This window comes from Kribbella monticola (assembly GCF_003261635.1).
GTDB lineage: Bacteria > Actinomycetota > Actinomycetes > Propionibacteriales > Kribbellaceae > Kribbella > Kribbella monticola.
The window spans coordinates 262341-286136 of the sequence record NZ_QFXK01000010.1 but is presented as its reverse complement, the minus strand read 5'-3'; the positions used below and the strand labels follow the sequence as shown (position 1 = coordinate 286136).

Annotated in this window: 24 protein-coding genes; 7 read left to right on the top strand and 17 right to left on the bottom strand. The window is 68.0% G+C overall.

Annotation, left to right across the window (positions count from 1 at the left end; translation table 11 throughout):
* Positions 1–77 precede the first annotated feature (77 nt).
* Positions 78–599: a SigE family RNA polymerase sigma factor gene (locus DIZ26_RS07325; protein WP_112238920.1), complete on the top strand. Its 522-nt coding sequence runs from the start codon at positions 78–80 to the stop codon at positions 597–599.
* Positions 596–1747: a hypothetical protein gene (locus DIZ26_RS07320; RefSeq protein WP_112238919.1), complete on the top strand. Its 1152-nt coding sequence runs from the start codon at positions 596–598 to the stop codon at positions 1745–1747. Before DIZ26_RS07325 ends, DIZ26_RS07320 begins: the two co-directional genes overlap by 4 nt.
* Before the next feature lie 55 nt (positions 1748–1802).
* Here DIZ26_RS07320 and DIZ26_RS07315 read toward each other — a convergent pair whose 3' ends face one another.
* The 7 genes from DIZ26_RS07315 to DIZ26_RS07285 form a co-directional block, all read right to left on the bottom strand.
* The gene (locus DIZ26_RS07315; protein ID WP_232828175.1) at positions 1803–2948 is read right to left on the bottom strand and encodes an ABC transporter ATP-binding protein; all 1146 of its coding nucleotides are present in this window, start codon (positions 2946–2948) and stop codon (positions 1803–1805) included.
* Between the two features lie 76 nt (positions 2949–3024).
* On the bottom strand, positions 3025–4056 hold the full coding sequence (locus DIZ26_RS07310) for an ABC transporter ATP-binding protein (protein WP_112238918.1): 1032 nt from the start codon (positions 4054–4056) through the stop codon (positions 3025–3027).
* Positions 4053–5066, bottom strand: coding sequence for an ABC transporter permease (locus tag DIZ26_RS07305; RefSeq protein ID WP_112238917.1), 1014 nt, complete (start codon positions 5064–5066; stop codon positions 4053–4055). Before DIZ26_RS07305 ends, DIZ26_RS07310 begins: the two co-directional genes overlap by 4 nt.
* 89 nt (positions 5067–5155) lie before the next feature.
* Complete coding sequence (locus DIZ26_RS07300; protein WP_112238916.1) at positions 5156–6916, bottom strand: ABC transporter substrate-binding protein; 1761 nt, start codon at positions 6914–6916, stop codon at positions 5156–5158.
* Positions 6917–6975: 59 nt separating this feature from the next.
* Positions 6976–7974 (bottom strand): ABC transporter permease, encoded by a 999-nt coding sequence (locus DIZ26_RS07295; RefSeq protein WP_232828174.1) that lies wholly within the window; start codon positions 7972–7974, stop codon positions 6976–6978.
* A 214-nt stretch (positions 7975–8188) separates the two neighbouring features.
* Positions 8189–9760 (bottom strand): ABC transporter substrate-binding protein, encoded by a 1572-nt coding sequence (locus DIZ26_RS07290; RefSeq protein WP_232828173.1) that lies wholly within the window; start codon positions 9758–9760, stop codon positions 8189–8191.
* Positions 9761–9918: 158 nt separating this feature from the next.
* Positions 9919–10569, bottom strand: a complete 651-nt coding sequence (locus DIZ26_RS07285) for an HAD family hydrolase (protein WP_112238914.1) — start codon at positions 10567–10569, stop codon at positions 9919–9921.
* A gap of 226 nt (positions 10570–10795) precedes the next feature.
* Between DIZ26_RS07285 and DIZ26_RS07280 the strand changes: the two genes are divergently transcribed.
* Positions 10796–11641, top strand: a complete 846-nt coding sequence (locus DIZ26_RS07280) for a PAC2 family protein (protein ID WP_112238913.1) — start codon at positions 10796–10798, stop codon at positions 11639–11641.
* A 287-nt stretch (positions 11642–11928) separates the two neighbouring features.
* Here DIZ26_RS07280 and mshC read toward each other — a convergent pair whose 3' ends face one another.
* Entirely contained in the window at positions 11929–13149 is a 1221-nt protein-coding gene (gene mshC, locus DIZ26_RS07275; RefSeq protein ID WP_112238912.1) for a cysteine--1-D-myo-inosityl 2-amino-2-deoxy-alpha-D-glucopyranoside ligase, read from the bottom strand.
* Positions 13150–13249: 100 nt separating this feature from the next.
* Between mshC and DIZ26_RS07270 the strand changes: the two genes are divergently transcribed.
* Positions 13250–13969 (top strand): DUF6882 domain-containing protein, encoded by a 720-nt coding sequence (locus DIZ26_RS07270; protein ID WP_157979633.1) that lies wholly within the window; start codon positions 13250–13252, stop codon positions 13967–13969.
* A 42-nt stretch (positions 13970–14011) separates the two neighbouring features.
* On the opposite strand, the gene DIZ26_RS07265 is transcribed toward DIZ26_RS07270, so the two are convergent.
* The 3 genes from DIZ26_RS07265 to DIZ26_RS07255 are packed head-to-tail and all read right to left on the bottom strand — an operon-like array spanning position 14012 to position 16114.
* A complete protein-coding gene (locus tag DIZ26_RS07265; RefSeq protein WP_112238910.1) occupies positions 14012–14803 on the bottom strand; it encodes an SCO1664 family protein in 792 nt (263 codons plus the stop codon).
* Positions 14800–15372: a DUF3090 domain-containing protein gene (locus DIZ26_RS07260; protein ID WP_112238909.1), complete on the bottom strand. Its 573-nt coding sequence runs from the start codon at positions 15370–15372 to the stop codon at positions 14800–14802. The genes DIZ26_RS07265 and DIZ26_RS07260 overlap by 4 nt, the downstream gene beginning before the upstream one ends.
* Before the next feature lie 13 nt (positions 15373–15385).
* Entirely contained in the window at positions 15386–16114 is a 729-nt protein-coding gene (locus DIZ26_RS07255) for a histidine phosphatase family protein (protein ID WP_112238908.1), read from the bottom strand.
* 48 nt (positions 16115–16162) lie between these two features.
* Between DIZ26_RS07255 and corA the strand changes: the two genes are divergently transcribed.
* Positions 16163–17137 (top strand): magnesium/cobalt transporter CorA, encoded by a 975-nt coding sequence (gene corA / locus DIZ26_RS07250; RefSeq protein ID WP_112238907.1) that lies wholly within the window; start codon positions 16163–16165, stop codon positions 17135–17137.
* 6 nt (positions 17138–17143) lie between these two features.
* On the opposite strand, the gene DIZ26_RS07245 is transcribed toward corA, so the two are convergent.
* Complete coding sequence (locus DIZ26_RS07245) at positions 17144–17971, bottom strand: undecaprenyl-diphosphate phosphatase (protein ID WP_112238906.1); 828 nt, start codon at positions 17969–17971, stop codon at positions 17144–17146.
* Between the two features lie 6 nt (positions 17972–17977).
* Positions 17978–19036 carry an LLM class F420-dependent oxidoreductase gene (locus DIZ26_RS07240; RefSeq protein ID WP_112238905.1) on the bottom strand — a complete coding sequence of 353 codons (1059 nt, stop codon included), beginning with the start codon at positions 19034–19036 and terminating at the stop codon, positions 17978–17980.
* Positions 19037–19087: 51 nt separating this feature from the next.
* Between DIZ26_RS07240 and DIZ26_RS07235 the strand changes: the two genes are divergently transcribed.
* Together DIZ26_RS07235 and DIZ26_RS07230 are read left to right on the top strand one after the other, a co-directional pair.
* A complete protein-coding gene (locus tag DIZ26_RS07235) occupies positions 19088–20029 on the top strand; it encodes an aldo/keto reductase (RefSeq protein WP_112238904.1) in 942 nt (313 codons plus the stop codon).
* A gap of 28 nt (positions 20030–20057) precedes the next feature.
* Positions 20058–20243, top strand: a complete 186-nt coding sequence (locus tag DIZ26_RS07230) for a DUF5703 family protein (RefSeq protein ID WP_077014804.1) — start codon at positions 20058–20060, stop codon at positions 20241–20243.
* Here the strand turns inward: DIZ26_RS07230 and DIZ26_RS07225 are convergent.
* The 4 genes from DIZ26_RS07225 to DIZ26_RS07210 are packed head-to-tail and all read right to left on the bottom strand — an operon-like array spanning position 20240 to position 23735.
* Complete coding sequence (locus DIZ26_RS07225) at positions 20240–21274, bottom strand: LuxR C-terminal-related transcriptional regulator (RefSeq protein WP_112238903.1); 1035 nt, start codon at positions 21272–21274, stop codon at positions 20240–20242. The genes DIZ26_RS07230 and DIZ26_RS07225 overlap by 4 nt on opposite strands.
* A 10-nt stretch (positions 21275–21284) precedes the next feature.
* On the bottom strand, positions 21285–21719 hold the full coding sequence (locus DIZ26_RS07220) for an ester cyclase (RefSeq protein WP_198675964.1): 435 nt from the start codon (positions 21717–21719) through the stop codon (positions 21285–21287).
* A 56-nt stretch (positions 21720–21775) separates the two neighbouring features.
* A complete protein-coding gene (locus DIZ26_RS07215; RefSeq protein WP_112238901.1) occupies positions 21776–22510 on the bottom strand; it encodes an N-acetyltransferase in 735 nt (244 codons plus the stop codon).
* The gene (locus DIZ26_RS07210; RefSeq protein WP_232828172.1) at positions 22476–23735 is read right to left on the bottom strand and encodes an MFS transporter; all 1260 of its coding nucleotides are present in this window, start codon (positions 23733–23735) and stop codon (positions 22476–22478) included. Before DIZ26_RS07210 ends, DIZ26_RS07215 begins: the two co-directional genes overlap by 35 nt.
* Between the last annotated feature and the right edge of the window lie 61 nt (positions 23736–23796).

Here is a 23796-nt window from a genome sequence, read left to right as displayed (position 1 = left end):
CCATTCGCGGGTCTCATCGCGTCACGGGGTGCACAGACGAGGTACCACCGGGTGCCTGACCAGCTGAGGGGAACGGGATGGCCGACGAATCTGGGGGATTCGCTCAATTCGCCACCAGCAGACATCGAGCGCTGTATCGCTACGCGTACCTGCTCGCCGGTGAACGAGGGCTCGCCGAAGATCTGGTCCAGGAGGCGTTGACCAAGACGTATGTCGCCTGGCGGCGGCTGCACGACTCCGCCAACGCCGACGCGTACACCCGCAAGGTGATCACGAACACCGCGATCACCTGGTGGCGGCGAAAGTCCTGGCATTCCGAGCGACCGCGGGACGACGTGCCGGAACTGCCGACCGGGCACCACGACGACAACGTGACGGCGCGACTGTGGTTGTGGGAGGAGCTCCAGGCGCTGCCGCCCCGACAACGTGCCGTCCTGGTCCTGCGGTACTACGAAGACCTCACGGAACGCGAGGCCGCCGCTCTACTGGGATGCTCGATCGGCACCGTGAAGTCCCAGACCGCCCATGGGCTGAAGAAACTCCGCGCCCGGCTCGGCCCCGACGCGGTACTGATCATGGAAACGGTGGTGGCGAAGTGACCGGCCTGTTGAAGGAGACCCTGACCGAGCGTGCCGGCGCCGTCCAGGAACCGCACCTCGACCTGGACGCCATCATCGGCACCGGCAACCGGCGGATCCGGCGCCGCCGAAGTACTGCGATCGCCGCCGTCGCCATCGCGAGCGCGTTGATTCTCGCGGGCGGAGTCGTCACCGCCAGGCACCTCGCCGACTCGGCGCAACCAGCCGGCGGCGTACCGACCTTCAAGGAGCGCCGGCCGACGTACTCGACGGGCGACAAGATCCATTACGGGCGGGACATCATCAAGGTGGGTCCGGAGAAGATCAGCTCGTTCGTCCAGATCGACACCGGCTTCGTCTACGCGGCCGACAGCGGCGCCGTCTACTTCACCGACGGCAGTGGCGACGGCCGCAGCGACGCCAAGCTCGGCACCGGCAGCTCGGGTGACCTGGCCGCGGACGACAGCGGCACCCTGGTCGGCTGGGTCGACGACAACGGCCCGGCGACCGACGAGTTCGTCCTGTACGACGTGGGCACCCGGCACGAGATCGCACGGACCACGCTCGGCAACGAGAAGAAGCCGGTCGAAGAGGGCCTGATCCCCCAGGTGCTTGCCATCGACAACGACATGGCGTACTTCGCCGCCAACGACGGTCTGCGCAGCTGGGACATCGGCGACGGAAAGGGCACTCTGCTCAAGGCCGGAGCCCTGCCGAGCGAATTGTCAGACGCTGCCAACGGCAAACTCGCCTATCCAGTGATCCAGCCCGGCGGGGCGATCGAGGGCATCGGAGTCGCCCGGACGCTCGGCCCGCGCAACGTCATCGTCCCCGGCGCCATCGACAGCGCGAACCTGTCTCCCGACGCCGCCCACGTCTTCACCGAGTCCACCGACACCAGCCGGCTGTTCCGGTCGGACGGCTCGGGCGAGATCAAACTCAAGTCCGACCATGCGCTGCTGGTACAGGCCGTCTGGCTCGACAACGACCGGTTCGTCACGCTGGGCATCAAGACCCTGGAGAGTCCGGAGAAGAACCCACTCGACCTCGTCACCTGCTCGGTCAGGACCGCCACCTGCACCACGGCGGTCAAGGCCTTCAGCCCCTATCCCCCGGACGACGGCAACCCGCCGCCGTTCCAGATCCCCACCGGCCACCGCCTGCCCTGATCGCCGAAGAACCGTCGAGGAGATTTTCTTCTCGACGGTTCTCGTCGTCTTGGCGCTACTCGGCAGGCGGCGTGTCGACCGGCCGGGCGGTATCGGTGCGCGCCTCGGTCCGGGGAGCTTCGACCGGGCGCGCAGTGTTGACCGAACGGGCCGTGCCGACCCGGGGCGCCTCGCCGCCGGGCTGGTTCTCCGGGAAGTGGCACGCCGTCTGGTGGCCGGGCGCCAGTTCGAGCAGGGGCGGTTCGACCGTCTTGCAGATTTCCTGGGCTTTCCAGCAGCGGGTGTGGAAGCGGCAGGCCGGCGGTGGGTTGATCGGGCTGGGCACGTCGCCGGTGAGCCGGATGCGTTCGCGGCCGCCCTTGCCCTTGGTGTCCGGGATCGGTACGGCGGACAGCAGCGCCAGCGTGTACGGGTGCATCGGCGACTCGTACAGGCTGACCCGGTCGGCGATCTCGACGATCTTGCCGAGGTACATCACCGCGACCCGGTCCGACACGTGCCGGACCACCGACAGGTCGTGCGCGATCATCACGTACGTCAGGTCGAACTCGTCCTGCAGGTCCTCCAGCAGGTTGACGACCTGGGCCTGGATCGACACGTCCAGCGCCGACACCGGCTCGTCGGCCACGATCAGCTTCGGCCGCAGCGCAAGGGTTCGGGCGATCCCGATCCGCTGCCGCTGACCACCGGAGAACTCGTGCGGGTACCGGTTGTAGTGCTCCGGGCTCAGGCCGACCAGTTCGAGCAGCTCCTGGACGGCCTTCTTGGTGCCGTTCGGGGTCTTCACGTGCTGCAGCTTGAACGGCGCACCGACGATCTTGCCGACCGTGTGCCGCGGGTTCAGCGAGCCGTACGGGTCCTGGAAGATCATCTGCACGTCTTTGCGCAGCGGTCGCATCCGGCCGTCGGAGAGGTGGCTGATGTCGCGACCCTCGAAGACGATCGTGCCGTCGGTCGGCTCCAGCAGCCGGGTCAGCAACCGGCCGGTGGTCGTCTTGCCACAGCCCGACTCCCCCACCAGCGACAATGTCTCGCCCCTGGTGACGGTGAAGTCCAGCCCGTCCACCGCCTGTACCGCGCCGGTCTGGCGCTGCAGCAGTCCCTGCCGGATCGGGAAGTGCTTCTTCAGACCCTTCACCGCGAGCAGCTCCTCGCCGAGCGGCGGGGTCGCGGTGCCCGATTCGATGTCAGTAGTGGTCACAGTTGCACTCCGTCGTTCCCGGATTCGGCGGTGATGGCTCGGGCCTGCCCAGCGGCGGCTTGCGGGGCGGCGGCCGTCACAGCTTCGGCTTGATGTCGGTCTCCCAAGCATGCTTCCGCTGCTCGGGCGACAGGTGGCAGGCAACCCGGTGACCGTCGCCGATATCCAGCAGCTGCGGCACCTCGGTCTCGCTGGCGCCGCCGTTCAGGCGCGCGTAGTTGCAGCGCGGGTGGAAGGCGCAGCCCGGCGGCACGTTGATGAGGCTCGGCGGCGTGCCCTTGATCGGCATCAGCCGCTCGGTCCGCTCCTGGTCGATCCGCGGCATCGAGCCGAGCAGGCCCCAGGTGTAGGGGTGCTGCGGGCGGTCGAAGATGTCCTCGGCCGAGCCGTACTCGATCGCGCGGCCGGCGTACATCACCTGGATGTCGTCGGCCAGTTCGGCGACCACGCCGAGGTCGTGGGTGATGATGATGACCGCGGAGTTGAACTCGTTCTGCAGGTCCCGGATCAGGTCCAGGATCTGCGCCTGCACGGTCACGTCGAGCGCGGTGGTCGGCTCGTCGGCGATCAGCAGGTCCGGGTCGCAGGACAGCGCCATCGCGATCATCGCGCGCTGCCGCATCCCGCCGGAGAACTCGTGCGGATAGGCGTCGACGCGCTTGTCCGGCTGCGGGATGCCGACCCGGTCGAGCATCTCGATCGCGTGCTTGCGGGCGACCGCCTTGGTCACCTTGTTGTGCACCCGGTAGGCCTCGATGATCTGGGTGCCCACCGTGTAGTACGGGTGCATCGCCGACAGCGGGTCCTGGAAGATCATCGCCATCCGCTTGCCGCGCAGCAGCCGGACCTCTTCGCGGCTCGAGCTGATCAGGTCCTGCCCGTCCAGCAGCACCTCGCCGCTGATCCGCGCCGTACCGGCTTTGTGCAGGCCCATGATCGACAGGCTGGTGACGCTCTTGCCGGAGCCGGACTCGCCCACGATCCCCAGCGTCTTGCCGCGGTCCAGGCTGAAGGTCAGGCCGTCGACGGACTTGACGATGCCGTCGTCGGTCGGGAAGTGCACCCGCAGGTCGCGGACCTGCAGGAAGGCGTCGTTGTTCTCGGTCACTGGAGCCGCACTCTCGGGTCGACGACGGCGTACAGCATGTCGACGACCAGGTTGGAGATCACGATGAAGAAGGCCGCGAGCAGGGTGACGCCCATGATCTTCGGCATGTCCTGGTCAGAGATGCCGGTGACCGCGTACTTGCCGAGGCCGTTCAGGCTGAACACCTTTTCGGTCAGGATCGCGCCGCCGAGCAGCAGGCCGAGGTCCAGACCGAAGATCGTCAGGATCGGCGTGAGCGCGGCCCGCAGGCCGTGCCGTACCACGACGACGTTCTCCTTCAGACCCTTCGCCCGGGCGGTCCGGATGTAGTCCTCGTTCATCGTCTCGAGCATGCCGGCCCGGGTCAGCCGCGCGTACTGCGCGGAGAACAGGAACGCGAGCGTGATCCACGGCAGCAGCAGCGACTGGGCCCACTCGAGCGGATTCTGGGTGATCGGCACATAGCTTCCGCCACCCTTGAACCAGCCGAGTTTGTAACTGAGATAGGTCAGCGACATCAGGCCGGTCCAGAAGATCGGCATCGAGACACCGGCGAGCGCCATCGTCATCGCTGCCCGGTCGAACAGCGATCCTCTGCGCAAGGCGGACAGCACGCCGATGGAGACACCGCCGATCAGCCAGAGAATCGATGCGCCGGCTGCCAGCGAGAGGGTGACCGGGGCTCTGTCGAGCAGATCCGGCCAGACCGGCTGCCGAGTGATGAACGAGTACCCCAGGCAGGGCGCCGGGCAGTGCTCGATCTCGGTGCCCATGTTGTAGCTCTCACCGACGAAGATGCCCTTCGCCCAGTGCCCGTACTGCACCACGATCGGGTCGTAGAAACCGAGGTTCTGCGCCGTCAGTTTGACGGTCTCCGCGGTCGCCGTCCGGCCGACGTACCTGGTCGCGAGAGTCTCCGGCGTCGCGCCGGCCAGTCTCGGAACCAGGTAGAAGATCGAGAACGTGATGGCGCTCACGACGAACAGCAGACCGACCGCAGCGATCAGCCGCCTGATGATGTATGTGATCACAGACCTCGGCGTCGGTGGCCGGTCCGGAAGAGACTCCCGGACCGGCCACCAAGTGCCTTCACCTACCTAATCTGAAGAAGACGGACGTGTTACGGCTTGCTCAGCGACAGGTAGTCGTACATACCGAACTGCGTGTTGACGAAGACGTTCGACAGGTTCTTGCCCCGGAGCAACAGGCTCTTGGCGTAGACGCCCGGGTAGATGACCGCCTGCTCCATCACCTTCTGGTCGATCTCGGCCCACATCGCCTCGCGCTTGGCGGTGTCGAGCTCACCCTGCGCCTGGTCGAGCAGCTTGTCGACCTCGGGGATCCGCACGCTGGTGTTCGACGAACCACCGGTCTCGCGGATGACCCGGGAGTCGGTGATCTGGGACAGGAAGCCGTAGCCGTCGTTCCAGTCCGCACCCCAGCCGTTGACGACCAGGCCGAGGCCGTTCTTCGCCACGTACGGCGGGTTGCCGGCGTAGGTGGAGAAGTAGTCCTTCTTCGGGAAGCCTTTCGGGGTGACCTTGATGCCGATCTTGGCCAGCTGCTGCTGGAACGCCTCGGCGGTCGCCTTCTCCTTCGGCCGCTCGTTGCGGTAGGAGATGTTGGTCGAGAAGCCGTTCGGCTGACCGCACTTGGTCAGCGACTCCTTGGCCTTGGTCAGGTCACCCTTGCCGTCCTGCGTCGGGTACAGGTCGAACTGCTTGTAGCCCGGGATGACCGGCGGCAGGATCGTCGTCGCCAGCGCGCCACCGGCGAACTCGCCGCCGTACGCGGTCTGGTACGACGTACGATCCATCGCGTACTCGATCGCCTTGCGGCACTCGATGTTGTCGAACGGCTTCACCGTCGGGTTGATCGAGGTGTACCAGAGCCGGGCCAGCGTCGGGTTGTCGGCACGGGCCTTCAGGGCCGGGTCGCCCAGCACCCGGCTCTGGGTCGCCGCGGTGACACCGGTACCTGCGAGGGCGACGTCCACGTCACCGGAGATCAGCCGGTTGTCGATGTCTTCGGCGTCGACGTTCATCTGCATGTCGTAGCCGTCGGCCAGCGCCTTGCGGTTCGGGTCCGTCGCCTGGTCCCAGTTCGGGTTGCGCTTGAGCACGTAGCTCTTGCCGTCGGCGTACGAGGCGAACATGTACGGGCCGGACGAGATGACGTGCTGCTTCTGCTTCGCGCCCTGGTCCTTCGCCTCCGGCACCGGCGCCGACTGCGGCGTCATGGCGAGGTAGTCGAAGCCCGCGAACGGCGCCTTCAGGTGGAACACGATGGTGTTGTCGTCCGGCGTCGAGATCGCCGAGTCCGTGTTCATGCCCTTCGACTTGTACGGGCCCTTCCAGCCGGCCGGCCAGTTCAGCATCGAGTCGAAGTACGCCGGGCCGTCGGGGAAGACGGTCTTGTCGGTCGACCGCGAGACGCCGTACTTGACGTCCTTGGAGGTGATCGGCGTGCCGTCCTCGAACTTCAGGCCCTTGCGGATCTTGTAGGTCCAGGTCTTGCCGCCGTCGCTCGGCGTGCCGAGACCCTCGGCCAGGTCACCCACCAGCTTGTTGCTGGCGTCGCCCGGCGCGACCGTGAACATGGTCAGCGAGCGGGCGTACAGGCGCACCATGTTCCACTGGGTGGCGTAGTAGGTGTCGCCGGTGTCCACCGAGTCGGGGGCGCTCTCGTCGGCGAACTTGACGATGCCGCCCTTCTTGTCGGAGGCGTTGAACACCTTCGTCATCGCTGCGTTGAACTCAGCCTTCGCGGTGTCACCGCCCGACGAGCCGCCGCTGTTGTTGCTGCTGCCCCCACAGGCAGACAGCGACAGAGCGAGCACCACGGTGGCGGCGACCGCTGTCTTGATTCGTCTGGTGTTCATCGTTTCCGATCCACCCCTTCTTCTCAGGAGCTAGGTCAAACGGGGACTTCTTGGTGAAACTAGTGGGCCTTCGGGTCCAGGGCGTCGCGCAGACCGTCACCGAACAGGTTGAAGGCCAGAACCGTGATGAAGATGGCCAGGCCGGGCCACAACATGAAGTGCGGCATCGTGTAGAAGTTCACGGCGTCGGAGAGCATGCCACCCCACGACGCCGTCGGCGGGCGGATACCGACGCCCAGGAAGCTCAACGCGGCCTCGAACAGGATGTTCGTCGGGATCAGCAGCGTCGCGTAGACCAGGATCGGGCCGATCAGGTTCGGCAGGATCTCGGTGAACAGGATGTACGGCCGCTTGGCGCCGAGACTGCGGGCCGCGTCGACGTACTCGCGTTCGCGCAGCGACAGCGTCTGGCCGCGGATGATCCGGCCGATGTACGGCCAGTTGAAGAAGCCGACGATGAAGATCAGCAGGCAGATCCGCAGCGTGTTGCCCTTCAGCCCGAACGCCTCGTCCGGCATCACGCCGGCCAGCGCGATCGCGAAGACCAGCAGCGGGAAGGCGAGGAAGATGTCCATCAAGCGGCTGATCACGGCGTCGACCCAGCCACCGAAGAAGCCGGCGATGATGCCCATCGTGGTGCCGATCGCCACCGACAGCAAGGTGGCGAAGAAGGCGATCAGCAGCGAGATCCGCGAGCCGTAGATGACCCGGCTGAAGATGTCCCGGCCGTTCACCGGCTCCAGGCCCATCAGGTGGTGCCAGCTGATGCCACCGAAGGTGCCGATCGGGGCCAGCGTGCCGGTCTTGGTGTCGATCAGGTTCTGGTGGAACTCGTTCGGCGGATCGCCGAACAGCTTCACGATCAGCGGCGCGAAAACGGCCATCAGGATCAGCAGCACGATCACGACCGCGCCGACCATCGCGACCTTGTCGCGCTTGAGCCTGGTCCAGGAGATCCGCCACAGCGAACGGCCCTCGATCCGGGTGGTACCGGCCAAGATGGCTTCCGGATCTCCCGCCGCCGCTCCCCCGGGCTCGACCTCGAGTGGTGTGGTCACGCGATAGCTACCCCTGTCCGAAGTGTTGGTCGTCAGCCACGCGTAGCGGCTGCCGCCTAAACCTGCCGCCATAACCGTCCGGAGTCAAACGCCGGAATGGGTGCGTTGCCCGATCGTGATGACTAGGAAATCGTCCCGTATCGTGGACATCTCGCAGTAAAGCATGGTGTTACACCGGTAGTCGCCACCGGCTCGCGCAGTGTCACAACCGAGGTCACTTCCGCAGCGGCGAGAAGTACACGAACGACAGCGGATTCAGGCTCGCGCCGACGTTCTCGACGTCCTTCCCGGCCGCGACCGTGAGCCGCCCCTGCCAGGTCGGCAACGCCGGTACGTCGTGCGCGAGGACCCGCTGCAGGTTCTCCAGTAACTCTTCGCGGTCGAGGTTGTTCTGTTCCGCGATCTCTTGATCCATCAGCTTGTTGGCGTTCTGTGACCGGTAGGCGTTCTGGAACACGGCGCCTTCCCGCACGATCGGCACCAGATAGTCGTCGCTGTCCGGGTACTCCGGCGTCCAGCCGGCGTGGTACAGGTCGAACGCTCCGGTTTTCACCAGCTGCTGGTACTGCGGCCACTCGACGCCTCGCAGGTTCACCTTGAACAAGCCCGAAGCCTCCAACTGCCGCTTCAGCTCCAGCGCCTCAGCTCTGGCGCCGGGGCCGTAGTGACTCGGAGTCCAGCCGAGAGTCAGGGTGACCACGCCGGTCAGGCCGCCCTCGCGCAGGATGCTGGTGGCCGCCGCCTTGTTCGGCTCCTTGTACTCCGCCTTGAACGCCTCGACATGACCGCCGAACCCCGGCGGCACCACGGAGTACAAAGGCGTGACGTGATCGGCGTACGCCTTCTTGACCAGCGCCGGGCGATCCACGAGCTGCGCGACGGCCCGGCGTACGGCGGGTCTGCGGGCGACCGGCGACTTGAAGTTGAAGGAGAAGAACCGGGTCTCCGCGGACTCCGCCTCGACCACCTGAACCTTGTCGCCTGAGCGCAGCTTGTCCAAGTCGGTCGGGCCGAAGCCGTGCAGCGCCAGGTCCGCCTTGCCGGTGGTCACCGCCTGGGTGAGCGCTGCCGAGTCCGGCACGAGGTTGAGCTCGACGCCGTCGTTCAAGGCTCCGCGGGCACCGCGATAGCCGGTGAACTTGGCCAGCACTGCCTGACGGCCAACCTTGTACGACGTCAGTTGGTACGGCCCGCTGCCCATCGCCTTGTCGTTGAGCAGCTTCGAGGCCGGGTAGTACTCCTCGTCGACGATCGATGCGGCGGTCGTCGTGAGCAGGTACGGCAGGCGCGCGTCGGGCTTCTTCAGGTTGAACACGGCGGTCAGCTCGTCGGGAGTCGTCACCGACGCGACCGAACTGAACAAGGCGGCGGGGCCGCCCGGCGTCTTCAGCCGGACCATCCGGTCGAAGCTGAACTTCACGTCCGAGGACGTCAGCTCGTGCCCGTTCGGGAAGGTGAGGCCCTTCTTGAGACTGCAGGTGTAGATCGTCGGAGCGTCGTACTGGCAGTCGGCCGCGTCCGGGACCGGGGTCGGCTTGTCGGGGGTGATGGTCAGCAGGGTCTGGTAGAGATTCGCCTGCAGGGTCCGCGAGCCGATCTCGTACGGACCGGCGGGGTCCAGCGAAGTGACGGTGTCGGCGGTCACGACCTTGAGGATCATGTCCTTCGGCGCCGGTGTGCTGCTGCCCTGGCCGGCCGGATGATCGGTCTTCCCGCACCCGGTGAGTACCACGGCCAGCGATCCCACCAGTACGCCGGCGACCGCCCGGCGCTTCACCGCTTTCACCAATTCCACCCTCTCGACTTCGCGACCCGGCCCATGTGCCGGCCACCGCCGCGGCTGCCCCCGGAGGGCCTGGAAACGCTACCTCCCGGCCATCCCTAGCACCAAGACGGTACTGCGGCGCAGGCCCACCACGACCTGCCGGGGTTCGCGCTCGCCGCTCACGCCAGGAGTTCGCGGAGATCCTGCGGAGTGAACTGTTCGAGTGAATCGGCGACCAGGCGACGCGGCGCCGCCGGGATCGTCACCCATTGCGGTACGGCGAGCACGAAGGCGCCGGCCGCCGTACCGGCTGCTGTTCCGCCCGGCGAATCCTCGATCACGAGGCAGTCGGCCGGGTCGACCTTGAGCTCGGCAGCCGCGGTGAGGTACGGCTCGGGATGCGGTTTGCCGTTGCTCACCTCGTCGCCGGCCACGATCACGTCGAACAGGTCGGGCGGCAGATGCGACAGCACGGCGTCGATCATCACGCGGTACGACGCGGTGACCAGCGCGCACGGGATGCCGTCGCCCTTGAGCGCCGTCAGCAGCTCGAGCGCACCCGGCCGGAACACGACCTCTTCTTTCAAGGCGGCGACGACCTCGCCGTACATCCGCTCGGCGAGTTCCTCCGGCTCGATCGCGCCGGCCGGAATGCGCGACATCCACACGTCCACGGCGTGGCTCAGGTCGCTGCCGACCAGCGCGACGCAGTCCTCGACGGTCCAGGTCGCGCCGAGTGCGGTCAGCAGCTCGATCTGCACCCGCGCCCAGACCGGCTCCGAATCCACCAGCGTGCCGTCCATGTCCCAGAGCACCGCTCGCAGTGTCATGACCCAAGTTTCCCTTGCCCCTGTCGCTCCTCGCACGCGGGGTCCGCCTTGCGACGGGCGACGCGCTGTCCGTCGTACCGGGTGACGCTTGGGACCGGCGTACGGGCGACACTTCCGCTGCGGGTGAAAGCAGCCGCGCGGGGTGGGTGATGGACGTAGGCTGGCACCCTGCTCCCGGCCGGGCCGGGAGTCATCAGGAGACGACTAGGACAAGGGGGTGGCGGGAGTGGTAGATCTCGCGAACCTGAGGGACCCGGTCGTGATCGCCGCGTTCGAGGGTTGGAACGATGCCGCCGAGGCGGCCACCGGCGCAGTCGACCATCTCATCGACGAGTGGGACGCCGAACTCGTCACCGCGATCGACCCGGAGGACTACTACGACTTCCAGGTCAACCGGCCGCAGGTCGGGTTCGACTCCGACGGCGTCCGCCGGCTCACCTGGCCGACCACCCGGGTCTTCCTCGCCCGCCCGACCGACACCGGCCGCGACGTCCTGCTGATCCGCGGCATCGAGCCGAACATGCGCTGGCGCGGTTTCTGCCGCGAACTCCTCGAGCTCGTCGACGACTCCAACGCCCAACTCGTGGTCGTCCTCGGCGCGCTGCTCGCCGACGCCCCGCACACCCGGCCGATCCCGGTCAGCGCCTCGTCGTCCGACCCCGAACTGACGGCGTCGTGGAGCCTGGAGCCGTCGACGTACGAAGGTCCCACCGGCATCACCGGCGTCTTCGCCGACCTGTGCGGCACCCTCGGCGTACCGGCGGTCTCCATCTGGTCCGCGATCCCGCACTACATCGCCGGCACCCCTTGCCCGAAGGCGTCGCTCGCCCTCCTCGGCAAGATCGAGGCCCTCCTCGACCTGCCGATCCCCGAAGGCGAACTGCCCGAACTGGCCCGCGCCTGGCAACGCGGCGCCGACGAACTCAGCGAAGAAGACCCCGAGGTCGCCGAGTACGTCCAGTCCCTCGAGGAACAACGCGAAACGACGGACCTCCCCGAAGCCTCCGGCGACGCCATAGCCGCCGAATTCGAACGCTACCTACGCCGGAGAAACACAGACCGCCCGGAGTAGCCGGTACGCCGAACAGCCGCCGGCTTCGCGGCTCCTGCCGTCGCCCGCTCGACCCACCCACCGCCAGCACACCGCTTCTCCTTCGCGGCTGACGTACGCCGGATCGCAGGGACCGGCTCGTGTACCGACGGACAGGAGGTATCAGGGCGGCAACCCCGGTAGCCACCGTCGGGCTGGCAGCAACTGCAGCGTTTGCCGGACACGTCCTGTCGGTCGGTACGGTCAGAGCACGGAGAGGTCCCGTTCGCTCACGGAGCCTCACCTGCCGAGCCGCGCCCCGGATACGCCTACAGCTTGATGCCTAGTAGCGCGTCGACGGCGTTTGCCACGAGGGCGGGTGCCTCGGCGTCGTCGCCGTTGGTTTCGGCCCACTGGTCGACGGCTGCCAGGGCGGACAAGGTGTCGAGGTCGTTGGTGAGGGCGGCTCGTACGGCGTCGACTGCTGCCGCGCCATCCGCTCCAGCACCGCGGGAGATCGCGCCTCGCCAGACATCCAAACGCTCCTGCGCGGCGAGCAGATCCGCGGAGGTCCAGAACCAGTCCGTCCGGTAGTGATGCGCAAGCAACACCAAACGGATCGCCATCGGGTCGACGCCGGCCGCGCGCTCTCGCGAGACAAGAACGAGGTTGCCCTTCGACTTCGACATCTTCTCGCCGTCGAGGCCGACCATCGCCTGGTGCACATAGGCGCGCGCGAACGGATGCTCCCCTGTCGCCACCTGCGCCCCGCTGGCCGACATCTCGTGGTGCGGGAAGATCAGGTCCGACCCACCGCCCTGTACGTCGAACGTCATCCCCAGGTGCTTCAGCGCGATCGCCGAGCACTCCACGTGCCACCCCGGCCGACCCCGCCCGAAAGGCGAATCCCAAGCCGGTTCCCCCGGTCGCTCGGCCCGCCAGAGCAAGCTGTCGAGCGGATCCCGCTTCCCTTCACGCTCCGGGTCGCCGCCACGCTCGGCGAACAGCGCCCGCATCGTCTCCACGTCGTACCCCGAGACCCCACCGAAACGAGGGTCGGCCTTCACCGCGAAGTACAGGTCGTCGTCGACGGAGTACACGGCACCCGCGCGCTGCAGGTCCTCGATCGCGCCGGTGACGAGGTCGATCGACTCGACCACGCCGATGTAGTCCTGCGGCGGGATCACCTGGAGGGCGGTCATGTCTTCGCGGAAGAGTTGGATCTCGCGCTCGGCCAGCTCGGTCCATGCCACGCCGGTCGCGGTGGCTCGCTCGAGCAGCGGGTCGTCGACGTCGGTGATGTTCTGCGTGTAGTGCACGTCGTACCCGGCGTCTCGCCAGAGCCGGTTGATCAGGTCGAATGTGACGTACGTCGCAGCGTGCCCCATGTGCGTCGCGTCGTACGGCGTGATGCCGCACACGTACATCCGCGCGGGCCCGTCGGCGGGCGGCGGCACCTCGACCAGGCCGCCCGAAGCGGTGTCGTAGAGGCGAAGACGCCGGGCCGGCCCCGGTACGACCGGGATTTCTGGTTTCGTCCACGCCTGCATGGGACGGAGCCTATCCAGTCAGCGAATTCGCGCCACGATCCGGTTCCGATCCCCGGATCGGTGAGCGGGCGAACCCGATCATCGGCTAACCTCCGCCGCGATGAACATGTCCGGGGATTTCAGCGCAGCGTTCCAGAAGTTCGGCGCGACCGTGGCAGCCGCCGCGATCCAGCAGCAGGACCTCTTCAACGCCACGCTGGGCCCGAGCGACCGCTGGGCCGACCTCGAAGCCAGGACGCTGACCGGCGCGGACGGCGTACTGGACGGCGTCTCGCTCCTCGGCAGCTTCTCGCACGTCACCGGCACGTGGTTGTGGGGCTGGGCGAACCCGAGCTTCGAGCAGACCGACCGGGCGATCGCGCCGACGCTGCGGATCCGGGAGTTCGGTACGCAGTACGGGATCATCGAGTTCACCACCGGCGAGCTGGATCTGAGCAAGTTCCCGGCGCCACACCAAGCAGCGACCACCCTGGCCATCGCGGCCGGCGTCGTACTCGGCGGCCACGGCACCTGGTCGACCGCGATCAACGACGGCCAAGGTGCCGTCTACCTGCACGTCGACGACGGCAAACTGCCCACCGCCGGCTTCGACCCGATCGCCACGCCACGCCTGCTGCTGGCCGCGGTCGGCGCGTTCCCGGCCGACCACCGCCGCGTCGTCCGCGGCTACTTCAAACACTTCAAGATCCAGTACGCCGACACGCCGGCCGCCATGACCGGGCAGGCCCCTGACGGCAGCACCATCACGGTCACCTTCGACAGCCACGGCCGACTCGAACGCACAACCGTCGAGCCCGCCGACGACCCTGCAGCGGACTAGCAGCCAGACCAGCAGCGGAGCAAAAGACAGCCCAGCAGCGGGCTAGAACGCCGGCCAGGGAATCGCCGGCCAGTCGTCGCTCGGCAAGGGGAACATCCCCGTCTTCAGCAACGTCGCACACCGCTCCCGGGTCGCCGTCAGCTCGACGGCCGTGATCAGCTCGATCAACTCCTGCCCGAGCTTCCCCGCGAGCTGATCAGCCAGCTTGCGCACGTCCTCCAGCAACTCGTCCGGCACCGGCTCGCCGGCCCAGCCCCACAACACCGTCCGCAGCTTGTCGTCGGCATTGAACGTGACGCCGTGGTCCACCCCGAACACCCGTCCGTCACCCGGATCGAGCACGTGCCCGCCCTTGCGATCGGCATTGTTGACGATGGCATCGAATACGGCCATCCGCCGCAACGGATCGACCTCCGCATGCACGAGCGTGACCGGGTTGTGCCGGCCGTCGAGCGCGTCCAGTACGCCGACCCAGCCCTTCGGCACGCGCCCTTGCGGGACGATGTCGACCAGCTCGGTCTCCCCCGGTGCGCGCTCCACCTCGTCGATCCACAGCTGGACCATGCCCTCGCCGAGCGGCCCGTCGCGCAGCAGAGTCGGCGGCACCACGGACCAGCCGAGCGCCTCGGACACGACGTACGCCGCGTACTCGCGCTGGGCCAGCGTGCCGTCCGGGAAGTCCCACAGCGGCCGCTCGCCCTGGACCGGTTTGTAGACCACCGTCGCCGAGTCGCCGCCGAGGCTCACCGAGCCCTGGAAGGTGCCGTTGGAAGCGGCCACCAACCGTCCGTGCAGGGACAGTTCCCCGCTGCGGAGCAGGTCGAGATCGATCATTCCGGAACGTGCCTGCGGTAGCCGTTGGCGCGCGGGCAGATGTGTCCCTCCGGGTCGATCGGCCGCCCGCAGAACGGGCAGGTCGGACGACCCGAGGCCACCAGTGCAACCGCCCGCCGGGCGAACGCACGGGCCTGCTCCTCGCTGATCCGGACGATGAACACCTCGGCGTCGTCGGACTCCAGCGCCGCCGCGACCGGGTCCGCCTCCTCCTCCGCCGGGTCGGCGGCGACCACGGCGAACACCTCGATCACGACCTTCTCGGCGTCGGCTTCCCAGGCCAGCGTCATCGTGCCGGCCCGGAACTCCTCCTCGATCGGCTGCTCGAGCGGGTCGGTGTCGTCGGCCCCGACCGGTGTGACCGGATCGCGGTCGAACCGCCGGGCCACCTCGTCCAGCATCACGTCGAGCCGCTCCGCGAGCGCCATCACCTGTTCCTTCTCACAGGCCACCGACGTCATCCGGGAACCCGCCCGGGCCTGCAGGAAGAACGTCCGGGCACCGGGTTCACCGACGGTGCCGGCGACGAACCGGTCCGGATCGTCATACGAATGCACTACGCGCGCCATTCCCAAACCCTATCTACCGGCCGCCGACCACGGCGTCCGAGGACTGTACTGCGGACTTTCCGGTACTCCGGCCCTTCGTACCGCGGCCCTTCTTCGGCGCCTCCGGCTTCGGCACCAGCGAGGCGAGTTCGCTGCCGGTGTCGTTCAGCCGGACCAGGAACGGCCGGGTCGGGGTGTAGGTGATGATCGTCGCCGAGGCGGTGTCGACCACGATCCGCTGAAACGTGTCCAGGTGCTGGCCGAGCGCGTCGGCCACGATCGACTTGATCACGTCACCGTGCGAGACAGCCACCCAGATCGCGCCCGGGCCGTGGCTGGCGCCGACCGCCGCATCGTGCGTCCGGACGGCGTCGACCGCCCGCTGCTGCATACCGCGCATGGATTCACCGTTCGGAAAGGTGACCGCGGACGGGTGCTGCTGCACCACCGCCCAGAGCGGATCCTTCGCCAGGTCGGAGATCTTCTTCCCCGTCCAGTCGCCGTACCCGCACTCGGTCAGCCGCCGATCCGTTGCCGGACGCAACCCGTCGTGGTGCTTCGCGATCGCGGTCGCGGTCTGCTTGCAGCGGTCCAGTGGCGAGGTGACGATCGCGGCCAGCGGCAAGGCGGCGAGCCGCTCGGCGACCGCGGCGGCCTGCTGCAGCCCGGTTTCGTCCAGTTTCACCCCTGGGGTCCGCCCGGCCAGCACGCCGGAGGTGTTGGCACTGCTGCGGCCGTGCCGGACCAGAATCACCGTGGGCATAGCCGCACGCTATCCGGTCGGGACAAACTTCGGTGCCAGAATGGCCGGGTGATCGTCGACTGCGGGGTGTACGCCGACGGGGTACGCCGGGACCTCGCCAAGGAGCCGGAGATCGTCGCGGAGGCGATCGACGGCGACGACGGCTGCTTCGGCTGGATCGGCCTGTACGAGCCGTCCGAAGCCGAGATGACGCGGGTCCAGCACCTCTTCGGCCTGCACGACCTCGCCGTCGAGGACGCCATGAAGGCCCACCAGCGCCCGAAGGTCGAGCAGTACGGCGACTCGATCGTGGTAGTCCTGCGCACGCTCTGGTACGCCGAGACCGGTGACGCGGTCGAGACCGGCCAGGTGAGCGTCTTCGTCGGCAGGCGGTACGTGGTCACCGTCCGGCACGGCGAAGGCGCCCCGCTGACCACCGCCCGGGCCGAACTCGAGGAGCGCGCCTCGGTCCTCGGCCACGGCCCCGCCGCGGTGCTCTGGGCGATCTGCGACTCGATCGTCGACGGGTACGAGGAGGTCGCGAGCGCGGTCGAGGTGGACGTCGACGAGATCGAGTCCTCGGTCTTCTCCCCCGAACGCACCAGCGACGCCGAGCGGATCTACACCCTCAAACGCGAGGTGCTGGAGATGCTGCGCGCGATCGGGCCGCTGCGCGAGCCGATGAAGTCGTTCGCGCACGCCGCCGTACCGCTGATCAGCCGCGAGGCAGCGCCGTTCTTCCGCGACGTGGCCGATCACGTCGTCCGGGTCGCCGACCAGACCGAGGCGCTCGACACCTTGCTGAGCTCGGCCCTCAACGCCCACCTGGCCCGCGTCTCGGTCCAGCAGAACGACGACATGCGCCGCATCTCCGCCTGGGTCGCCATCGCCGCAGCCCCGACGGCGATCGCCGGCATCTACGGCATGAACTTCCGCCACATGCCCGAACTCACCTGGCACTACGGCTACTACGGCGTACTCGTCCTGATGGTCCTCATCTGCACCACCATGTACGCCGCCTTCCGCCGCGCCGGCTGGCTCTGACCCGTACTACGTAGCCGTGATCGTGCTGGTCATCAGCAGGATCAGGATCACGATGCCGAGCAGCACCCGGTAGAACGCGAAGACCTCAGTGCTGTGCTTGGCCACGAACCGGATCAGCCACGCCACCGACGCATAACCGACGATGAAGCTGACGATCGTGCCGACCAGCACCGCCGCGATACCCACGTCACCACTGAGCGCGTCCTTGAGTTCGAAGACCGCGGCACCGACCAAGGCCGGAATGCCGAGCAGGAACGCCATCCGCGTCGCCGCGACCCGGTCGAGCCCACGGAACAGACCCGCGGCGATCGTCGCCCCGGAACGAGAAACACCCGGGATCAGCGCGAGGCACTGGATCGCACCCATCACGATCGAGTCGATCAGCGTGATCTTCTCCAGCGGCCGCGCTTTGCTGCTCAGCCGCTCGGCCGCGACCATCACGAACGACCAGGCGATCAGCGAGCCGGCGACCCACCACAGGCTGCGCAGTGGCCCCGAGATGATGTCCTTGGCCAGGAACCCGACCACACAGATCGGCAGCGAGCCGACGATCACGAACCAGCCCATCCGGTGGTCGAACTCACCCCGGTGCTCGGGGTTGCGCAGCCCGCGGAACCACGCGACGGCGTACCGGCTGATGTCCTTCCACAGGAACAACACGACGGCCGCGATCGCGCCGAACTGGATCACCGCGGTGAACGCGGTGACCGCCGGGTCGTCGATCTTCAGGCCCAGCATCTTCGAGGCGATGGTCAGGTGGCCCGTACTGGAAACGGGCAGGAATTCGGTGAGCCCCTCGACGATGCCGAGGATGATGGCGTCCCAGATGGACATGGGGTGTCAGTCACCGATCCCGGCGTGGTCGAGGGCTTCGGCGACGGTGCGGATGGTGGCGATCCGCTCTTCGACCGTCGACTCGAACGGGGTGAGCGCGACCGTCGTCACGCCCGCTTCGGCGTACGCCGTGAGCTTGTCGGCGATCCGCTCCTTCCGCCCGAGTAGCGAGACGGAGTCGATGAACTGCTGCGGTACGGCGGCCATCGCCTCGCGGTGCTTCTTGGCCAGGAAGAGGTCCTGGACCTCCTTGGCCTCGTCGGCGTAGCCCATCCGGACCGCGAGCGCGTTGTAGAAGTTCTGCTCCCGGCTGCCCATCCCGCCGATGTAGAGGGCGGTGTAGCCGCGGATCGGGTCGGCGCAGGCGGCGAGGTCGTCGCCGACCACGACCGGGACCGACGCCACGACGTCGAAGTCCGCCAGTCCGAGGCCGGCCTGGCGGGTCTCGCGACCCGCCTTGATGTGGTTCAACTGCTCTCCCAGGTACGAGGGGTCGTTGAGGATGCCGAGCCAGCCGTCGGCGATCTCGCCGGCCAGTTCGAGGTTCTTCGGGCCGACCGCGGCCAGGTAGACCGGGACGTGGTCGCGGACCGGCCGGATCGACAGCTTGAGCGCCTTGCCCGGTCCGCCGGGCAGCGGCAACGTGAAGTGCTTGCCCTCGAACGCGACGGTCTCGCGGCGGAGGGCGGAGTTCACGATCGCAACATACTCACGCGTCCTGAGCAGCGGCTGAGCGAACGGCACACCGTGCCACCCCTCGGACACCTGCGGCCCGGAAACGCCCAGGCCGAGCCGGAACCGGCCGCCGGACAGCCGGTCGAGGGTCGCCGCGGTCATCGCGGTCATGGCCGGCGTACGGGCCGGGATCTGGAAGACGGCCGCGCCGACGTCGATGGTCGAGGTCTGGGCGGCGATCCAGGTCAGCAGCGTCGCCGCGTCCGAGCCGTACGCCTCCGCGGCCCAGGTGACCGAGAATCCGAGCGCTTCGGCCTCCTTCACCAGCCTGAGATGATCCAGATGATCGTCGCCGCCGAGGACGAAGCCGATGTTGAGTCCGAGTCGCATGACAGGCGAGCCTAACGAGCCGTTGTCGGCGGCCCGCAATAGGCTCGGCACATGCAGCAGCGCTATCTAGGTCACAGTGGCCTCGCCGTGAGCAGGCTGGGCCTGGGCACCATGTCCTGGGGCCGTGATACCGACGAGCACGAAGCTCGTGAGCAGTTGGCCGCCTTCGTCGCTGCGGGCGGCACCCTGATCGACACCGCCGCGGCGTACGGCGACGGTGACAGCGAGCGGCTGATCGGCTCGTTGCTGGGCGACGTCGTCGAGCGCGACGACCTGGTGATCGCCACCAAGGCCGGTTTCTCGGTACGCCGTGGCGAGCGGATCACCGATACCTCTCGTGGCGCCCTGCTCCGCGATCTGGAGGGTTCGCTGCGGCGGCTCAACGTCGACCACATCGACCTGTGGCAGCTGCACACCTGGTCCGACGACGTGCCGCTCGAGGAGACCTTGTCCGCGCTGGACCACGCGGTGAACTCCGGCAAGGTCCGGTACGTCGGAGTGTCGAACTACGCCGGCTGGAAGTCCGCTCGCGCGGTCACCTGGCAGCAGGCGTGGCCCGGTCGCGCAGTGCCGGTCTCGAACCAGGTGGAGTACTCGCTGCTCGCCCGGGACGCGGAGGCGGATGCGATTCGCGCGGCCGGCGGCCTCGGCATCGGCGTACTGGCGTGGTCGCCGCTTGGGCGGGGTGTGTTGACTGGGAAGTACCGGACCGGCATCCCGGCGGACTCGCGGGCGGCGTCTCAGCATCTGTCCAGATTCGTCGACCCCTACCTCGACGGCCGAGGTTCGGGCATCGTTGAGGCGGTGGCCCGCGCAGCCGACGGGCTCGGCTGGAGTCCGCTCGAGGTGGCGCTCACCTGGGTGCGGGACCGGCCGGGCGTGACGGCCGCGATCGTCGGGGCGCGGACGGCGATGCAGCTCAAGTCGGTGCTGGGAGTGGAGGAGCTGACCTTGCCGCCGGCCATCGCGGCGGCGCTGGAAGACGTTTCGTGAGGTCGTTGGTGAAGGTGCGGAGGTGTGGATGGCCGAATACGAGCTGCAACAGTTCGAGGTGTCCAGGACGGAGTCACGCGGCGCGGTACGCCGCCTGCTGACCGAGCACGCCGAGTACGGCGGCTGGGAACTGGCCCGCCTCCGCCGCTACCCCGACGGCACCCGCCGAGTCTGGCTCCGCCGCCGCATCATCAAGGTGATGCGCACCCTCTAACGCTCCCCCAGGAGCGCCGCGACCAACTCGCGCCGACTTCCGACGCCGACCTTGTCGTACGCCGCGCGCACGTGCTCCTGGACGGTGTGCGACGACAGATGCAGTTCCTCGACGATCTGCCGGGTGGAGCGACCTCGTAGTACGAGTGCGGTCACGCGCTGCTGAGCCGGCGTGAGGGCGTGTACGTCGAGCAGCAGCGAGCCGAGCTGAGCTGACGTCGCCGGCTCGATGACCACGGCGAGCTGCTCCTGACCACCTCGCAACGTCGAGGCGTGAACCGCGAGCCAGGTACCGGAACGGGTCCTCAGCCTCACGGCCTCCGCTGCCACGCCGGTCGGCAACTCGTTCAACCGCTGCAACCGCACCGCCGCCGCCCGCACGGGAACCGGCAACCCGCCCTCCCCACCCAGCTCGGCCAGCCAGTGTTCGGCCTCGGCGCTGATCGAGACCACGGTGAGATCCGCGTCCAGGATGATCACCCCAGGCCTCACCGAACTGCTCGGCTGCTCCTGACCGATCAGCAGACTCCGGCGTAAGCCCTCCGCCAGGTGCGGTCCGAGCCGCCTCACCACCGCGAGGTCCCCCTCGCTGAAGCCGTACTCCGACGTCTCCCGATGCAGGCAGATGACACCCCAACATCGGCCGCCCGAAACCAGCGCGGCGCGCAACTCGTCCCCCAGCCCCAACGGCGTCATCACCTCGGACGACCGGGAACTGGCCGATCTGTCGCCGCGCGTCGCGTGGTCCAGGGAACCGACCGGATCCGCGGCGTCAGCTAGTGCGGCGAACTTGTTGACGTCGGCCCGGCCGAACTCATTGGCCAGGAACTGTCCCGTCACCGCCCGGAGCGGATCCTCCGCGGTCGCGGAGGTGAACAGCAGGGTGGCCGGATCCACCGTGGCGAAGAAGGCCGCGTCGACGGTCAGGATGCCGCGCAGCCGACCGAGCACCTCGGTCCGCAACTCGTCGGTCCCCAGGCCCGCATAGCACCGCCGGATCAACACCTCCAGCCGGTCCGCCACCACGGCCATGGCTTCGATGCTACGCCTCCGCCGACCCGAGTTGCCGGCGGAAACCGAGATCGTCCAACCGCCCCCAGCGCTCGACGATGCGGCCGTCGCGCAGGCGGAAGATGTTGATGCCCGGAAGGCTCATGGTGCGTCCGGTCGGAGCCACCCCCATCAGCTCACCGCGGTGCGTACCGCTGGCCGTGAACCGCTCGACGACGAGGTCGCCCTCGGCGATCAGCTGGTGCAGGTCGCTGTGCCAGTCGGGGAACGCGGCCCGCAACATGGCCGAGGCCGCGCCCATGCCGTACCGGTCCGCCGAGGCACCGAACGGCGGGTCGTGGTTGATGAAGTCCTCGGAGAGGTAGGTCTCGACCGCGCCGAGATCCCCCTCGGTGAACAGATCGTCGATGAAGTCCCGGACGGTGATCTTGTTCTGCTCTGTCTGTGTCATGTCTGTCTGTGTCATGCCACCGATGGTCAGGTGGGCAGCCACGCCTCGGTACCCCACTTAGTTGGGGTATTTCACAGGTCGTGCTGGACCCAGACGTTCGGTTCGACGTACACGGCGTGGTCGTGCTCGACGCTGCAGTGCACCGGGACGAGCGCCTTCGGCACGATCACCTCGCCGGTCCGGTCGAACGGCAGTCCGGTCCACTCGCGCCACTGGTCGAGCGATCCGCTCATCACCATCGAGGTCGGCGCCACCTCGAGGATCCTGCCGCCCGCCTTCACATGCACCCGCAACCACGGATCCACTGGCAGCCCGTCGTCGCGGAACTGCTGGATGTACTCCGTCATCGGCTGCCTGGCATCCTCCTTGCCGTTCGGCCGGACCGGCGCGTAGAGCGTCTTGTGGCCCTTGGCCTTAACGCTCGTGCGCATCGCCGCGAGCATCTCGTGCGAGAGCCCGCGGCCGAGGTGACTCGGCCTGATGTTGATCTCGAGCGCACTGGAGACAGTCGGCGTACGGCCCCGCCGATGATCACTGACACCCCACTGCAGCACCCTGTCCCACCCACCTGCCGGAAGCTCGGTGCGATCCTCGTCCGGGAACACGAACGGAATGCTCCGCCCGTGCGCGATCAGCTCACCATCCTCCGTCGCCACCAGACACTGCTCGGGAAAGAACTCGAGCACCCGACCGAACAGCGAACCCGCGACCGGGTCCTGCAACATGAACTCCGGCCACCCGCCCTCGAACGCATACACGTCCTCCAGCAACTCAGGCCGCTCGGCAAGGGTCGTGATCGTGATCATGCCCCGCAGTCTCCCAGGGAGCGCTCTCCCCCGCAGCTCCCTTTCTCCCGCTGCCCACCGGTTTTCCAGCCCTACTCACCACCAGTACGCCGATCGCGACCGCGCTTGTCAGCAGTCCGGACCCGACCAGCGTCGGCTCAGCCCCGACCGCCGCGATCACGGGTCCTCCGATCAGCAAACCGGCCGAACTGCTCGCATTCACCACCACGGCCTGGCCGGCCAGCAACGCCCGGCGCTCAGCCCCGGCCGATGACCTGGTGATCAGAATCGAGACAGCCGCAATCCCCAGCACGACGGTCGTCCCCGACAGCGCACCGAAGGCAGCGATCGCGCCGGGCGTCGTCCACACGCCCATCCCGACCCAGCACAAACCCATGCAGGCCCAGGCGATCGCGGCCAGCGGTACCGGCGAGACGCGACGGACGACGGCCAGCGAGACCAAGGTGCCGAGCAACGCGCCCACGCCGTACCCCGACATGCCGGCCGCCAGGTACACCCCGGGCCGCCCCTTCTCGGCGCCGATCACCGACAACCCCAGCGTGAAGGAGAACCACGTCAGGCAGCCGGTACCTCGCGCGATCCAGCCGTACAGCACCTCGCTCCGCCCGCCCAGACTGCCCCGGATCGACGGCAGCTCAGCGCTGTCCAGAGAGCGCTCTCCAACGACTCTGACCGCAAGCAGCCCCGCCGACAACACAGCCGCGGCCTCGATCCACAGCAACTCGTCCATCAGCCCGACCGCGACGGCAGCCGCACCGATCGACGGGCCGACCACCATCCCCACTCGCCGGATCCCGTCCTGCCAGGTCAGCAACAGGACGGCCTTGTCCCGTCCCCATCGATCCCCTGTATCGGCCAGCAACGCACTACGCCCGGGAGTAGCCAGCGCATCCCCAGACCCCAACAGCAACCCACTCACAACCAGTACTCCGGCAGACAACACCCCGAGCGACGCCGCACCAGGAACCATCGCCAACGCCAACGCCTGTACCGCGGCAACCACCGCGAGCCGCCGCCCGGAATCGACCCACTGCCGCGCCCGCCGAGCCCACCACGGCGACAGCAACACCGGTACGCCGGCCGCGCCACCGGCCAACCCGGTAGCGGCCACCGAACCCGTCTCCTGCAACACCACCAACGGCAACGCCACCTGCGCAATCCGGAAGGCCAGATCGGCGAAACCGCTTCCCAGCAACAGAAAAAGCGCATCCCGTTGAGCTCTCACCCTTCAATCGTCGGCCCGGCCGCCGCTCGGCGGTAGCTGGCGGCAACTATCGGCAGGTCAT

Excerpts from the sequence above, each read along its gene's own strand:
- DIZ26_RS07230 (WP_077014804.1), top strand. The coding sequence starts at position 20,058 with ATGGCCGAATACGAGCTGCAACAGTTCGAGGTGTCCAGGACGGAGTCA.
- DIZ26_RS07260 (WP_112238909.1), bottom strand. The coding sequence starts at position 15,372 with ATGGCGCGCGTAGTGCATTCGTATGACGATCCGGACCGGTTCGTCGCC.
- DIZ26_RS07240 (WP_112238905.1), bottom strand. The coding sequence starts at position 19,036 with ATGCGACTCGGACTCAACATCGGCTTCGTCCTCGGCGGCGACGATCAT.
- mshC (WP_112238912.1), bottom strand. The coding sequence starts at position 13,149 with ATGCAGGCGTGGACGAAACCAGAAATCCCGGTCGTACCGGGGCCGGCC.
- DIZ26_RS07235 (WP_112238904.1), top strand. The coding sequence starts at position 19,088 with ATGCAGCAGCGCTATCTAGGTCACAGTGGCCTCGCCGTGAGCAGGCTG.
- DIZ26_RS07325 (WP_112238920.1), top strand. The coding sequence starts at position 78 with ATGGCCGACGAATCTGGGGGATTCGCTCAATTCGCCACCAGCAGACAT.
- DIZ26_RS07220 (WP_198675964.1), bottom strand. The coding sequence starts at position 21,719 with ATGACACAGACAGACATGACACAGACAGAGCAGAACAAGATCACCGTC.
- DIZ26_RS07225 (WP_112238903.1), bottom strand. The coding sequence starts at position 21,274 with ATGGCCGTGGTGGCGGACCGGCTGGAGGTGTTGATCCGGCGGTGCTAT.
- DIZ26_RS07265 (WP_112238910.1), bottom strand. The coding sequence starts at position 14,803 with ATGATCGATCTCGACCTGCTCCGCAGCGGGGAACTGTCCCTGCACGGA.
- DIZ26_RS07285 (WP_112238914.1), bottom strand. The coding sequence starts at position 10,569 with ATGACACTGCGAGCGGTGCTCTGGGACATGGACGGCACGCTGGTGGAT.
- DIZ26_RS07245 (WP_112238906.1), bottom strand. The coding sequence starts at position 17,971 with ATGTCCATCTGGGACGCCATCATCCTCGGCATCGTCGAGGGGCTCACC.
- DIZ26_RS07300 (WP_112238916.1), bottom strand. The coding sequence starts at position 6,916 with ATGAACACCAGACGAATCAAGACAGCGGTCGCCGCCACCGTGGTGCTC.
- DIZ26_RS07255 (WP_112238908.1), bottom strand. The coding sequence starts at position 16,114 with ATGCCCACGGTGATTCTGGTCCGGCACGGCCGCAGCAGTGCCAACACC.
- DIZ26_RS07215 (WP_112238901.1), bottom strand. The coding sequence starts at position 22,510 with ATGATCACGATCACGACCCTTGCCGAGCGGCCTGAGTTGCTGGAGGAC.
- DIZ26_RS07270 (WP_157979633.1), top strand. The coding sequence starts at position 13,250 with ATGAACATGTCCGGGGATTTCAGCGCAGCGTTCCAGAAGTTCGGCGCG.